Raw genomic sequence first — 15,318 nt, 5'->3', positions numbered from 1 at the left:
AGCGGTTTTTCTTTTGGAACTACTTAGAACTGGTATTTCAAACTTGCATAGTAAGCACGACCCGGCTCGTTATATGTTTGATTGAACGTTTTATCACGCAGTTTTTGCTCATCAAATAGGTTATTCACACCGATACGAGCACTCAAATCCGCATTAAATTCATAACCAAAGTTAATGCCTGCAATGCCATAACTTTTCACGCTATCCATCGCCAAGCCATCTTTGCTTTCAAGACTGGTTTCTGCATATTGACGTGGCTTTTGACGACCATATTGGGTATAGACAAAGTTACTGTCTAATCGATCCGTGATGTTGTAGTTCAAAATAGAGTTCAGTGTGTAATTCGGAATCACTGAAAGCGGATTGCCAGTACGTTTATCTTCAGAGTTGATCATATAGGTAACGTTATTGGTCCACGTGATATCACCCCAATCTAAAGAAATACTTCCTTCAACACCTTCCACCAAAGCTTCCGGCGTATTCATCCAACGCAGTACATTATACGTTGTACCATTTACTTCTAGTTCTTCCAGACGTGTATCCCCCGCAACGATCTTATTTTTATAATCATTACGGAACCATGCAAAGCTTGCATTCACGATGTCTTTTTCGAACTGCACACCTAACTCTTTATTCACTGAAGTTTCAGGTTTGAGATCGCCATTACCTTGTAATAGACATTGGCTCAGCCCAATCGGACAGCCATTACCGCGAGTACTTAACAGATAACCTTCCGCATTTTGGTACATATTGGGTGCTTTATACGCCTTAGCCACACCACCTTTTAATGTCCAATAGTCGCCAAGCTTTTGCGTAATATTGAGACTTGGACTCCAGCTATCGCCTGATTTGCTATGATTATCATAGCGTAGTGCCAAAACGACATCGGTGCTTTCGCCCAAGTTCATATTGTTTTCAATATAGGCCGACGCAATCCGTGAATCCATTTGTGAACGGTCACCTGAGGTCAACACATCACCAAAACCGCCTGTGCCAGCTTGTGTATTAACCGTATCGGTAAAGTCATCTTCAACCCATTCAGCGCCTAAAGTTAATACTTGTGGGACATACCATTGGAACGGCAGATTGGCTTCTGCATTAAAGCGAATGGTTTCTAGATATGACGTTTGTTTATTTTCAAGATTATTAATCTGTCCCTCAGTACTACCGCCTGTTCCTTCAGGTAGGCGTTTATTTTTGGTTTTGTCATATTGCGCAATGAGTTTACTATCGCCCCAACCCCACGTACCTTCATGGGTTAATGCAAAACTATCACGATAAATGGTATTGGTTTCTTCACCAATTAAAGCCGATAGAATAGGCGCTTTGTTTGGATCGGCTGGATCAAATACACTGTTTTGACTGTCACCTGCAAAACGGTTGCCTTGGCGGCCAACACTTGCGTCAAACATCAAGACTTGTTGATCGTTCAACTGCCAAGCCAAACGCCCTGCAATATCTTTATTTTCAACGCCTTCTCGACCCGCCATACGCGCGCCATTGTCCATTAAGGCATTAATATCCGCAGCATCTGAATCGGTTTTGTTATAACTACCGTATAACCGATATGAAAGGACATCTTTGAGAATTGGCCCGCTTAAGTTAAAGCTTTCACGGTGACTTGCGCCCTCTTTAGCGTCTTCAGGTTGATTGGTAAAAACTTCCACAGAGCCATGCACGTCGTTGGTCACTTTCTTGGTTTTAATATTGACCACACCACCCATCGCACCTGAACCATAACGCGCTGCTGCTGGACCACGCAGCACTTCAATCGATTCAATAGCATCCGCAGGTACCCAGTTCGAATCACCACGTGTATCACGCTCACCGCGCCAGCCATAACGTACTGAGTTTCTCGAATTTACAGGCTTGCCATCAATTAAGATCAACGTGTTTTCAGGCCCCATACCACGGATATCAATCTGACGGTTATTACCACGTTGCCCGGTGGCACTGTTACCAGTCAAATTCACACCCGGCATACGGCGCACATACTCTGAAATATCATTCACAACCGGCATTTTTTCTAAATCTTCTGCCGTAATTTTTGAAGCACCTAATGATTGTTTAACCTGTTCTGCTGCAGTAACAACAATGGTTTCCATCTTCGTTACGGATTCGTCTGTTGCTTCAGTTTGCACATCTTCTGCATGCGACAAACTTACCAATGCACAGAGTATTGAAAGTGTAAGCGTTGATTTTAATAGTTGTTTGGTCATTGAGTGCTTCCAAATGAACGTATTTATGGAGAAATCTTGAATATTGTGTTGCACATTGTAACTACCACGAACAATATTGCAACTAATTTTAATAATCATTCTCATTTATATTTGTGATATCGCTTATCATCTCACTGTAAAAACCTCAGAAACCATTTAAAAATCTTCGTTTTATTTGATTTAGACAATAAAAAAGCCGCATCATTGCGGCTTTTTTATAACAATACTGAACTTATTTGAAATAAGCACCTTCAGTATTACTGTGATCCGTTTGGTCAACAACGCGCATTAATTCAGGTACATGCTGCTTCAATGTTGTTTCAACACCTTGTTTCAAGGTTAAATCGATTGAAGAACAACCTTGGCAACCACCACCGAATTTAAGCACTGCAGTTAAACCATGCTCTGCATCTTCAACCACTTCTACCAATGCACAGTTACCACCATGACCGGCAAGGCCAGGATTAATTTCTGACTGTAGAACATAAGTGATTCGCTCTTCTACAGAGGCATCTGGACCCACACGTGGCACTTTTGAGTTTGGTGCACGGAAAGTTAACTGACCACCAAAACGGTCTTTGTTATAGTCAATCACCGCATCCAAAAGATATGGAATAGACGGTGTGTCAATAAATGCAGGGAAATCTGGATAGTCTTGTTTATAGTCTGTAGGCACAACTTCTTCTGGTGCACTGTAAGCCATACAACATTCAGCACGTGGCGTACCCGGATTTTCCACAAAAACACGTACACCAATGCCCGGTGTATTTTGTTTATCCAAAAGATCTTTCAAATACTCTTGGGCATTTGGAGTGATCAATAGGTTTGGAATTTCTTCAGCAACTGCTGTGCTGTTGTTCTCAGTCGACATTACAATATTTCCTCAAGCTGAAGTCGCTATTTTAACTTAAGATGCGGGGCATTAGAAAAAAATCAACTAAAATTGTCGGAATTATTCTGAAAGTTCACGCTTTAAGCCGTTTTAATGGCATTATTGAGCATAAATTTTAACAAGTAGAATAGTCATATATGTTGGGTCTACCCTTTAACCACACCGTGACCATTATCCTGATTACGGTGGTGATTTCACTGATTGCATTTTCAAATCAGAAAGTGATGAATCGTTTGTTATTTTGGCCGCCAGCCCTTAGTCGTGGCGAGTATGACCGATTTATTAGCCATGGTTTTATTCATGCAGATGGCGCACATCTATTGTTCAACATGATTACCTTATTTTTCTTTGGTAGTGTGATTGAAAGTTTTTATCGCCAATATTTCTTCGACATGGGCTTTGTGCTGTTTTACTTGGGCGGCTTGATCGCTGCAATTATTCCGAGTTATTTAAAACATAAGCATGATACCCATTGGGCAAGTTTAGGAGCTTCTGGGGCAGTGTCTGCGGTACTCTTTGCTTATATCTTGTTTGAGCCGTGGAAACTGATTTTTGTATTCTTTATTCCTGTTCCTGCGATTATTTTTGCCGTGCTATATGTGGCTTATAGTATCTGGTCAGGTAAACGTGGCAACAGCAACATTAACCACAGCGCACACCTTTGGGGCGCAGCGTATGGTGTAATCATGACGATTATTCTTGAACCAAAACTCATTCCACATTTCTTAAGTCAGTTATTAAACGTTCCTTTCTAAACGTTAAGTCTAAAAAATCAGCTGGATTTAACCTAAAAAATGACAGCCTAAACCGTTTCAGTTTAGGCTTTTTTATTGTGCTGCGTTAAGCCGCATGTCCTTTGATCTTTTCTTTAGCCAATTTCCCACATCTACAACACTGCACTTTGAATATCGAGCTATACAATTTCACAGCAGATTGAAACGCTATCTTCCCTTGCCCTGATTTAAACTGAAATGACACAGAATAAAAAAGGGAAAATTCCAATGAGAATAGTCCTGATGTTCTCAAGTTTGTTGTTGACCTGTGTGTTGAGTGCTTGTGCCGTTCACACCCGTGAAGGCAGTATCGTGGTCGACCCAGATCGTAATCACTATCCTTATAATTACCCAGATCGCCATGGCGACTTTTGCCCGCCCGGACAGGCTAAAAAAGGCCGTTGTTGATTTGCCGTTGCTGATTTCATACCCTCTTCTTTTAAGCCTTCAAACCGAAGGCTTTTTCAATTCCGACAATAAAAATTGACGCTGTATATTCTACGAAAGTTCACAAAAGCACATGACAAATCATATAAATCTGGCACTTTATGCCACCCTATTTTTTAATTTGGCATAGATAATGTATACATCTGTATATTAATGACAAAATTAGCTGAGATATTTTGCATGTCGAGTTCAACTGAAGGTCTTCAATTTCCCATTTCGGCTTCAAACCAAAAGCCGAGTACATATAAAACTGGTCGTGAAATTATTGCTGAAGCCTTAGCTGCAGTTGACCATCACTCTTCTGTACGTGCAAAACAAGAAAAAAACTGGCGTAAAAAATATCCTGAATATTTTAAAGCCTTGGTTGAACAAGGGATTCAATCATCTGAAGCAGCGATCAACATTGCTGAGCAAGGTTTAAATAAAGCGCATCACGTCTTTGAGTTTTATCGTGATCAAGAAAAGTATACGCTCAAAGATGCAGTAGCTTTGACTGCACATCCGCTGCATACCGTGAAATTAAAAGGTGAAAGTGACGCAGCGCCTGAGTGGTATGTGCCCTATCATGGTCAAAAACTTCAAGGTGAGGCTTTACTGGCTCAGATTCAAAAATGGCAAGATGCTGGCATTATTGAAGCAAGTCATGCCGACGCATTACGTGAAGCCATTGCCCATCCAGAATGGTTCGATTTGTCAGATCGGACAATGGTGCTTTTTGGTGCTGCCTCCGAAGCTGGCCCTCTGACGTGGTTAGCAAAATGGAAAGCCAATATTGTGGCAATTGACCTCAATAATGAACGTGTTTGGGATCGAATCTTAAGCACGGTTCAGGCCGGTAATGCCACTTTATATGCGCCAAGTCTCGACGCTGTGCATGAAGACACACCCATTCAAGAACTAAAACACAAATTGGGCGCCAATTTACTAACACACATTCCTGAAATTGCACAATGGCTTGCACAAAGTGAACATCAGCTTGATCTGGCTGCAATTGCCTATTTAGATGGTGAAAAGCATGTTCGTGTTGCAATGGCCATGGACAGCATCATGGCTTATGTCAGTCAACAAAAAGCCGACACCAGCTTGATGTTTATGTGTACTCCAACCGATGTCTATGCCGTTCCAGAAGAGATCGTTACGGCAGCACAAGCCAAATTTCAAAACCGTGCGTCTGCACAAAAACTATTGACACAAAGTATTGCGAAAGTCACAGGTCAGCATTTCTTTAAGCAAAATAATGAGCAAACCACCACAGCAGACAATGGAAAATCCTATGGTATCGCTGACTGTTTGGTGGTGGAACAAGGTCCTAACTACGCACTTGCAAAACGTATTCAACAATGGCGTGCAACTGTGGCACGTCAAAATGGTCAGCGGGTTAGTATCAATATTGCGCCATCTACCACAACCCGCTCAGTAACGAAGAATCCATTATTAAAGGCAGCATTTAATGGTGCGAGTTTATTTGATGTGGAATCCTTCCAACCTGAAACCACCAATGCACTCATGGCAGCTTTATGGATTCACGACTTGAGAAACCCTCAATCGGTTGCTAACCCTGAAACAGCGCTAGACCATCCATTAGAACTCATGATGCATGGTGCCAACCATGGTGGCTTATGGCGTGTGGCTTATTTGGCGCGTACCGCCTTACCTTTTGCAGCGCTGTATGGTTTTGCTGAAGAAAAACTGCCCGTGAAAAAAGTATTGGGGCTGTTTAAAAAAGCGTAATTGCATTGGTTTAAATCATTACTGAACTTTGCAAAGTTTCAACTTGCTAGTTTGATTGTTCTAATTCAGCTCAGTCACCCCATTCAAATCGGTGATGACTGAGATTGAGCCATAAAAAAACGCTGCCGAAGCAGCGTTTTTTTATATCTGGAATTTGAGTTGCTTAGAACACTTTCAAGAATAACCAGTACAAGCAACCTGATAGACAGATCGTTGCAGGTAAAGTAAAGACCCAAGCCGATAGAATGGTTTTCACTGTTGCAAAGTTCAGACCCGATTTATTCGCGACCATAGTACCTGCAACCGCAGAGTTAAGTACGTGTGTAGTCGATACTGGCATACCAAAACCATCTGCAGCAGCAATCGTTGACATAGCAACAAGCTCGGCAGACATACCCTGACCATAAGTCATGTGGTTTTTACCAATACGCTCACCTACAGTCACAACAATACGTTTCCAGCCCACCATGGTTCCAAGACCCAGTGCCAATGCAACAGCGACTTTTACCCATGTTGGAATGTACTGTAAGAACGAATCTAAGTGACTACGATATTCCTTCACTGTCTTTTGTTCAGCTTCTGCCATTGCTGGTAGTTGTTCAGCTTTATCTAGACGTTTAAAAGCAGTGGTACTGAGGTACATATCATTACGAATCGAAGATACTTCTTGTTCAGGAATATCTTTTAAGTCGCCATATTGTGCAACACGCTCACCTAAATGATCGGTCAAACTTGCCAAAGCTGGCACAACTTCTGGACTGACTTCTTTGGTTTGAATGTATTTGGTGAGTACATCACGTGCTTTTGCATCAGGGATATCATTATGCTCTGCGTAGATCGCAGTCGCAGTTTGAGCAGATAACTGATGAAAAGATTGAATATGTTGATTATCTAAGTTCTTATTCAATGAATAAGCCAATGGCACACATCCGATCAAAATCAGCATGATCAGCCCCATACCTTTTTGACCATCGTTTGAACCGTGCGCAAAACTTACACCTGTACAGGTAAAGATCAAAATTGCACGAATCAGTGGTGGTGGTGGCTTATTGCCTTCTGGTGGCTGAAACAGTTCAAGCTGTTTGCGGAAAATACGCTTCACCAACAAGAAAACGAGAGCCGCAAATGCAAAACCAATCAGTGGAGAGAACAATAAAGCCTTACCGACTTTAAGCACCTGCTCCATATCTACACCGCTCGCACCACCACCTGCATTTAACAGGTAGTTCATGATGCCAACGCCAAGAATAGAACCAATTAAAGTATGCGAACTAGACGCTGGGATGCCCAAGAACCAAGTTCCTAAATTCCACAAAATCGCTGCGATCAGCATAGCGAAAACCATGGCAAAACCTGCACCTGAACCGACATTCATAATCAATTCAACAGGTAATAAAGCAATAATGCCGTAAGCGACTGCACCACTGGCAACCATTACACCCAGAAAGTTACAGAAACCCGCCCACATTACTGCAACTGGTGCTGACAAGGCGTTGGTATAAATCACTGTTGCTACTGCATTTGCAGTGTCATGGAAACCATTTACAAATTCAAAGCCAAGTGCGATGAATAAGGCTGTGCCCAATAAAATCATTGAATAAAGACTTAAAGGCGGAACATGCGCTAAATCGGCAGTCACCTGAAAACCAATATATATCAACGTTGAAATAATCACCGTTAAAAATACCGGCATAAAGAATTTCGGTGTAGGCACATGAACATTCGTGGACTTTTGAGGAGTCGACGTGTGCGCTGAATCTACGGGAGTTTGTTTAGAATTCATGCAGGCAGGAATAGAGGATTTTAAAATCCCCATATTGTTCAATTTAATTATGACAATTATATGACAAAGCGGTGTCATATAAAGCAATTTTTCATGCTTTATTTGTTTTTTTTAAGTGTTAAAAACCGACTTCCCTACTCTACTTTCATAAAGTAAATCAGTTATTTAATCTGCGTATTTAAACTTTATTTTCTTTGAAACCCAATATTTCAACTTATATTTCATCTGTCATGTTTTTTTGTCATTTTGCATAGCCCTGCTGGATGTTTTTTAATCTTGCCTGAGCAATATGACAAATTCATGAAGCTTTCCATACATTTATATGAAATTGGAATATGAAATTAGCAAGTTGCAATATTGCTCATTAATTCAACAAGCTAATAATTGCGCACTGTGAAGATGATTGAATATCAATAAAACTGCAATGAATTCTGTTAATATATTTGCCGATTTTATATTCCATCGGATTGGGGTTATTTATGTCCACGCTTGCCACCCTAAAAGAGCTGCTCGCTCAACGGATTCTGATTATCGACGGTGCAATGGGCACCATGATTCAGCGTCATAAACTCGAAGAAGCTGACTACCGTGGTGAGCGTTTTGCAGATTGGGCATCTGACCTCAAAGGCAATAATGACCTATTGGTGTTGACGCAGCCTCAAATCATTCAAGGCATTCATGAAGCCTATCTCGATGCGGGTGCAGACATTATTGAAACCAACAGCTTTAACGGCACAAAAGTTTCAATGTCTGACTACCACATGGAAGATTTGGTATCAGAGATCAACCGTGAAGCAGCGCGTATTGCCAAAGCCGCTTGTGAAAAATATTCAACGCCTGAAAAACCGCGTTTTGTGGCAGGTGTGCTTGGGCCGACTTCACGTACTTGCTCGATCTCGCCAAATGTAAATGACCCAGCATTTCGTAATATTACTTTTGATGAGTTAAAAGAAAACTATATTGAAGCTGCGCATGCCCTGATTGAAGGCGGTGCGGATATTCTACTCATTGAAACTGTATTCGATACCTTAAACTGTAAAGCTGCCATTTTTGCAGTGAAAGAAGTCTTCAACCAAATTGGCTACGAATTGCCATTGATGATTTCAGGCACGATTACCGATGCCTCTGGCCGAACTTTAACTGGCCAAACTGCTGAAGCGTTCTGGAACTCTGTGCGTCATGGTGATTTATTGTCGATTGGCTTTAACTGTGCCCTAGGTGCAGATGCCATGCGTCCGCATGTAAAAACCATTGCTGACGTTGCCGATACTTTTGTTTCGGCGCATCCGAACGCTGGCTTACCAAATGCCTTCGGCGGTTATGATGAAACCCCTGAACAAACCGCTGCCTTTATTAAAGAATTTGCAGAAAGTGGCTTGATTAACATCACTGGCGGCTGCTGCGGTACAACGCCGGATCACATCCGTGCTATTGCCAATGCCGTAAAAGACATTGCCCCGCGCCAAGTGCCTGAAACCAAACCGGCATGCCGTTTAAGTGGTTTAGAGCCATTTAACATCACTGAAGAATCACTTTTTGTGAACGTGGGTGAACGTACCAACGTAACAGGTTCTAAAAAATTCTTACGCTTAATCCGTGAAGAAAACTTTGCCGAAGCTTTAGAAGTTGCACAGCAGCAAGTTGAAGCCGGCGCGCAGATTATCGACATCAACATGGATGAAGGCATGCTGGATTCAGAAGGCGCAATGGTGCACTTCCTTAATCTTGTAGCCTCTGAACCTGAAATTTCACGTGTGCCGATCATGATTGACTCATCTAAATGGGAAATCATTGAAGCGGGCTTAAAATGTGTACAAGGTAAAGCGGTTGTTAACTCGATTTCCTTAAAAGAAGGCTATGACGAGTTCGTTGCAAAAGCGCGTTTGTGCCGTCAGTATGGGGCTGCCGTGATTGTGATGGCCTTTGACGAAAATGGTCAGGCCGATACAGCTGCACGTAAAAAAGAAATCTGTAAGCGCTCTTATGATGTGTTAGTGAATGAAGTTGGCTTCCCTGCTGAAGACATCATTTTTGACCCGAACGTGTTTGCAGTGGCAACAGGTATCGAAGAACACAACAACTATGCTGTGGACTTTATTGAAGCAACAGGCTGGATCAAGCAAAACTTACCACATGCGATGATTTCAGGCGGTGTGTCTAACGTATCGTTCTCCTTCCGTGGTAACGAGCCTGTACGTGAAGCGATTCACTCAGTGTTCTTATACCATGCCATTCAGCAAGGCATGACTATGGGTATCGTCAACGCAGGTCAAATGGCGATTTATGATGATATTGATGCTGAACTGAAAGCTGCGGTTGAAGATGTGATCTTGAACCAAAACCAAGGTGAAAGCCATCAAGAAGCTACAGAAAAGCTGCTTGAAGTTGCTGAAAAATACCGTGGTCAAGGCGCTGCACAAAAACAAGTTGAAAACTTGGAATGGCGTGAACTTCCAGTTGAAAAACGTCTTGAACACGCTTTGGTTAAAGGCATCACAACGTTCATCGATGAAGATACTGAAGAAGCACGCCTGAAAGCTAAACGTCCACTCGATGTGATTGAAGGTCCGCTGATGGACGGCATGAATGTGGTAGGTGATTTGTTCGGTTCAGGCAAAATGTTCCTGCCGCAAGTGGTGAAATCTGCACGTGTCATGAAACAGGCTGTAGCTTGGCTGAATCCGTTCATTGAAGCGGAAAAAACAGCTGGCCAATCTAAGGGTAAAGTCCTGATGGCAACCGTGAAAGGTGACGTACATGACATTGGTAAAAATATCGTGGGCGTAGTACTTGGCTGTAATGGTTATGACATCATCGACCTTGGCGTGATGGTGCCTTGCGAGAAGATTCTGCAAACTGCCATTGATGAGAAAGTCGACATTATTGGTCTATCTGGCCTGATTACGCCGTCACTGGATGAAATGGTTTTTGTTGCGAAAGAAATGCAGCGCAAAGGCTTTAATGTTCCATTGATGATTGGCGGTGCAACCACTTCTAAAGCGCATACGGCAGTGAAAATTGATCCGCAATATTCAAATGATGCAGTCATTTATGTTGCCGATGCATCGCGTGCGGTGGGTGTAGCAACAACTTTGCTGTCTAAAGAAATGAAACCCAAGTTTGTAGCAGAAACGCGCGCTGAATATGAAAAAGTGCGTGAACGTATTGCCAACAAACAGCCAAAAGCAGCCAAACTGACTTATGCTGAATCGGTTGAAAATGGCTTAAAAATTGACTTTGCTGCCAATGCGCCTGTGAAGCCGAACTTTATTGGTACGCAAACGCTGACCAATTATCCATTGGAAACTTTGGTTGAATACTTCGACTGGACACCGTTCTTTATTTCTTGGAGCTTGGCGGGTAAATTCCCTGCGATTCTGACTGATGAAGTGGTGGGTGAAGCTGCCACTGACTTGTATGAACAAGCGCAGACCATGCTGAAAGACATCATTGATAACAAACGTTTTGATGCACGTGCTGTCTTTGGTATTTACCCTGCTGCCCGTTCAGGTGCAGACACGGTTCAAGTGTTTGATGAAACTGCGAAAACAGTAACGCATACTTTTGAGCATATCCGTCAGCAGTCTGACAAAGTAACTGGCAAACCAAACTTGTCATTGGCGGATTTTATTGCGAAGAAAGATGAGGCCGAAGACTATTTAGGCGGTTTCACTGTTTCGATCTTTGGTGCAGAAGAAATGGCGAATGAGTACAAAGCCAAAGGCGATGACTACTCTGCTATTTTAGCGCAATCTTTAGGTGACCGTTTTGCGGAAGCTTTTGCGGAACATTTACATGAGCGCATTCGTAAAGAGTTCTGGGGCAACCAAGCGTCTGAAACTTTAAGCAATGAAGAATTGATTAAAGAGAAGTATGTGGGCATCCGTCCTGCACCGGGCTACCCTGCTTGCCCTGAGCATTCTGAGAAAGCGCCGTTGTTTGACTGGTTAGGCTCTACTGACAAGATTGGTACGCAGTTGACAACAAGTTTTGCAATGTGGCCGCCTTCATCTGTCAGCGGTTTCTACTATGCAAACCCTGAAAGCCAATACTTTAACGTGGGTAAAATCGCAGGCGATCAGCTTGAGGATTATGCAAAGCGTAAAGGCTGGACTTTGGATGAAGCGAAGCGTTGGTTAGCACCGAATTTGGATGATTCGGTTCAGTAATTAGTTTGAAAAAATCCCCTCGAATGAGGGGGTTTTTTATTTATAATCAAAAATCTTAAAAACACATAAACGAATTTTATAAAATTGAAAAAAATATTCTTACTTTTAGTTTTACCTTTTATTTCATCTTTTACTTTTGCAAAATGTAAAGCTAGTAATGTTTATGATGAAATTTCCTGTTATGAAAAAGAATTAAAATCTAATAAAACCAAGCTCAACCAAACTTATCAAAAGCTTTATAACACTATGGATGAGGAAGGTCAGAAAATTTTAGAAACCTCTCAAAAGAATTGGTTGTTATATAAAAATAGTCATTGTGATGAACTCGTATCTTATCTATCTAGCAGTGTACAAGGTGCGGGGATCTAAGTTAATCAATCTATCATGCAATGCCGATCTTATTGACCAGAGAATCAAGCAATTAAATCAGTTAGAATAATAGCCCCCCTACCTTTAGCCTTTAAAAATAAAATGAACTTTTTTTAATTTTGTGAATAGTTGGTGGCTCGAAATGATTATGGAAATAAGCTTTGGTATTGTGTGTTTAATAGGATCCGTTTTTGTATGGAAATACACACATTCACTAATCTGGATTATCATTTTTATGTCATGCTTTGCACACATGGGATCACTTATTATTGATCATTTTCGTACGCAAAAAATTAATGATGCCATGCAATCAAAACATAAAGTCAAAAAATGCGGCACATATACAGGTCATTCAACAATTCTGCGAGGAAGTCATCGCAACTCATGGCAACAAATTATTTTCCATTTCACAATGTTAGATGGTAAAAATCTTAGTTTCCCTGAATCAGATCAAATTTCTATGACTGGAAGCCATTTTGAATATTTGGAAAATCCACCACAATCAGTTTGTTTAACCTATACAGAAAATTATTCAGATAGATTTGGTTATTATTTTTTGACTGATATCCATTTCAACAAAAACTTAATTAAAAAATAATCTATCCTAGTAAAACAATAGACATGTCTTAAAGAATGAGAATCTCACTAAATCAGATGTATTGGGATTCCTTTATAGGAAATTTCAAAAAACGCTAAAAGACCACTCATCAATCTGTCCTAGCACCTACCCATTCCTCCTCCCCCTTGCTAAGCAATGCGTCTCATCCCAGAGTGAGAGGGAGCTTTCATTGTGAATTAAAAACTTTATGAATTTATTAATGGATATTACCCCTATAATAACCTTTACGCATTGATTTAAAACAAAATGAAAGTAAGGGTTAGGGAGAGGTAAAGTTTCAAAAGCTCAATCTATACTTTCCAAACCATCCGTTTTTACATTATTTAATCAGCAAAAAACTTCAAATTCCTGAATAATTAAAACTTAGAACTCTCGCCTATAAATACAGATTGGTACATCCATGAAAAAACTCATGAACGGTGCAGAAAACATCGTAATTGAAATGTGCAAAGGCTTTGTTCTTGCGCATCCTGAACTCGCATTTAACGAGTCACACAAAATCATTTCACGTAAAGAAAAACACAACAACGTGGCATTGATCAGTGGCGGTGGTAGCGGTCACGAACCTGCCCATGCAGGTTTTGTCGGCACAGGTATGCTCGATGCTGCCGTATGTGGTGACGTATTTGCATCTCCATCACAAATTCAAGTCTATAAAGCCTTACAGCAAGTCGCGACTGACAAAGGCGTGCTGATGATCATCAAAAACTATTCTGGCGATATGATGAATTTCCAGAATGGCGCAGCCCTTGCAACTGAAGACGGCATTAAAGTTGACTATGTAAAAGTGGCAGATGACATTGCGGTTAAAGACAGCCTATATACAGTCGGTCGTCGTGGTGTTGCAGGCACAGTATTTGTACATAAGATTGCAGGCGCAGCAGCATCAAAAGGCTTAGAACTTGCAGACGTAAAAGCGATTGCTCAAAAAGCTGCGGACAACGTCATTAGCCTTGGTTTTGCTTATAGCTCATGTACTGTTCCAGCCAAAGGCACGCCAACGTTTACTTTGGCTGATAACGAAATGGAATATGGCGTCGGCATTCACGGTGAACCCGGCATCCGTCGTGAAAAAATCTTGCCATCCAAAAAAATGGCACAGCGCATCGTGGATGATTTATTCCTCGACCGCCCAGACATGAAAGAAGTTGCAGTCTTGGTCAATGGCTTTGGTAGCACACCGCTGCAAGAGTTGTATGTCTTTAACCATGATGTATGCGAACACCTTGCACGTAAAGGCATCAAAATTTACCGCACATTTGTCGGCAACTATATGACCAGTATCGACATGAATGGTGCATCTGTGTCCTTGCTTGCTGTCGATGATGAATTGAAAACCTACCTCTATGCAGCAGCCAATACCCCTGCATTTAAAATGGATGGTTCAGCAGCACAGCCTTTAACTTTTGTATCCAAAGATGCTTCAGCCGAAGCTGTAGTAAACACCCAAGTTGAAACACAGCCTGAACATGCGGTGATTAGCAATGAGCAATTCACCATCGAAAACATGCGCTATGTGGTGGATGTGATGTCTGCCTGTATCATTAGAAATGAAGTGCCATTCTGTGAGCTGGACGCGCATGCTGGTGACGGCGACTTCGGTATGAGCGTGGCGAAAGGCTTTAAGCAATTAAAACGTGAATGGCAAAGTCTGATTCAAGCGCAGCAGATGGATGAATTCATGCTGAACTGCTCAATGATCATTATGGAACATTGTGGTGGCGCGTCTGGCCCAATCTGGGGTTCAGCATTCCGTGCGGCAGCGAAATCAATTCAAGGCAAATCAGTTTTAACTGTCGCTGATTTTGCCGAGATGCTGCAAGCAGCGGTCAAAGGCATTCAAACTACAGGTGAGCGTTCATTTGGACGCGGCGCAGTGGTGGGTGATAAAACCCTGATTGATGCACTTGTACCATGCGCAGATTCTTGGTCTGCCCATACCGATAAATCCTTTAAAGAAAACTTTGTACTTGGTGCAAAAGCGGCGGTTCAAGGCGCTGAAAATACCAAAGAGATCGTAGCGCGTATGGGACGTGCGGGAACTGTAGGCGACCGTAGTCTTGGCTATCCAGATGCTGGCGCACATGGTTTAGGTGTAATCTTTACGGATATTGCAGAACATATTAAATAACTGAGCATCTTTAAAAATTGCCAGACCACATCAAAAGCATCGATTCGTCGGTGCTTTTTTTATGGCTATTTTAAAGCACTTTTTTCATCAAATATCTCATGCATACAATACCGTTAGCATGAAATCCATTTTCAAATAATGCTTAAAAATTAACACAATTGAGCTGCTTTATCGCCTAGCGCTTT

General features: G+C 41.7%; 10 protein-coding genes. 7 read left to right on the top strand and 3 right to left on the bottom strand.

The features are described from left to right. Nucleotides 1-23: 23 nt before the first annotated feature. Together FTU37_RS02055 and nfuA are read right to left on the bottom strand one after the other, a co-directional pair. Entirely contained in the window at nucleotides 24-2,219 is a 2,196-nt protein-coding gene (locus tag FTU37_RS02055; protein WP_180123703.1) for a TonB-dependent siderophore receptor, read from the bottom strand. Nucleotides 2,220-2,451: 232 nt separating this feature from the next. Next, entirely contained in the window at nucleotides 2,452-3,090 is a 639-nt protein-coding gene (nfuA, locus tag FTU37_RS02050; RefSeq protein ID WP_078189947.1) for a Fe-S biogenesis protein NfuA, read from the bottom strand. Between the two features lie 158 nt (nucleotides 3,091-3,248). Between nfuA and FTU37_RS02045 the strand changes: the two genes are divergently transcribed. The 3 genes from FTU37_RS02045 (at nucleotide 3,249) to FTU37_RS02035 (ending at nucleotide 6,062) form a co-directional block, all read left to right on the top strand. Further along, nucleotides 3,249-3,866 carry a rhomboid family intramembrane serine protease gene (locus FTU37_RS02045; RefSeq protein WP_111884441.1) on the top strand — a complete coding sequence of 206 codons (618 nt, stop codon included), beginning with the start codon at nucleotides 3,249-3,251 and terminating at the stop codon, nucleotides 3,864-3,866. A 246-nt stretch (nucleotides 3,867-4,112) separates the two neighbouring features. Further along, nucleotides 4,113-4,292, top strand: a complete 180-nt coding sequence (locus FTU37_RS02040; protein ID WP_180123702.1) for a hypothetical protein — start codon at nucleotides 4,113-4,115, stop codon at nucleotides 4,290-4,292. 219 nt (nucleotides 4,293-4,511) lie between these two features. Then, nucleotides 4,512-6,062: a hypothetical protein gene (locus FTU37_RS02035; protein WP_180123701.1), complete on the top strand. Its 1,551-nt coding sequence runs from the start codon at nucleotides 4,512-4,514 to the stop codon at nucleotides 6,060-6,062. A 163-nt stretch (nucleotides 6,063-6,225) separates the two neighbouring features. Here FTU37_RS02035 and FTU37_RS02030 read toward each other — a convergent pair whose 3' ends face one another. Continuing rightward, a complete protein-coding gene (locus FTU37_RS02030; RefSeq protein ID WP_180123700.1) occupies nucleotides 6,226-7,845 on the bottom strand; it encodes an inorganic phosphate transporter in 1,620 nt (539 codons plus the stop codon). Nucleotides 7,846-8,324: 479 nt separating this feature from the next. Between FTU37_RS02030 and metH the strand changes: the two genes are divergently transcribed. The 4 genes from metH (at nucleotide 8,325) to dhaK (ending at nucleotide 15,133) form a co-directional block, all read left to right on the top strand. Next, complete coding sequence (metH, locus tag FTU37_RS02025; protein WP_180123699.1) at nucleotides 8,325-12,014, top strand: methionine synthase; 3,690 nt, start codon at nucleotides 8,325-8,327, stop codon at nucleotides 12,012-12,014. A gap of 84 nt (nucleotides 12,015-12,098) precedes the next feature. After that, complete coding sequence (locus tag FTU37_RS02020; RefSeq protein WP_180123698.1) at nucleotides 12,099-12,383, top strand: lysozyme inhibitor LprI family protein; 285 nt, start codon at nucleotides 12,099-12,101, stop codon at nucleotides 12,381-12,383. A gap of 142 nt (nucleotides 12,384-12,525) precedes the next feature. Further along, entirely contained in the window at nucleotides 12,526-12,981 is a 456-nt protein-coding gene (locus FTU37_RS02015) for a hypothetical protein (protein WP_180123697.1), read from the top strand. A 421-nt stretch (nucleotides 12,982-13,402) separates the two neighbouring features. After that, nucleotides 13,403-15,133 carry a dihydroxyacetone kinase subunit DhaK gene (gene dhaK, locus FTU37_RS02010; RefSeq protein ID WP_180123696.1) on the top strand — a complete coding sequence of 577 codons (1,731 nt, stop codon included), beginning with the start codon at nucleotides 13,403-13,405 and terminating at the stop codon, nucleotides 15,131-15,133. Nucleotides 15,134-15,318 lie beyond the last annotated feature (185 nt).

Source organism: Acinetobacter sp. YH12097, from assembly GCF_013419225.1.
GTDB lineage: Bacteria > Pseudomonadota > Gammaproteobacteria > Pseudomonadales > Moraxellaceae > Acinetobacter > Acinetobacter amyesii.
Note: the sequence above shows the minus strand (reverse complement) of the source record. Positions and strands in the feature narration are given on the sequence as shown.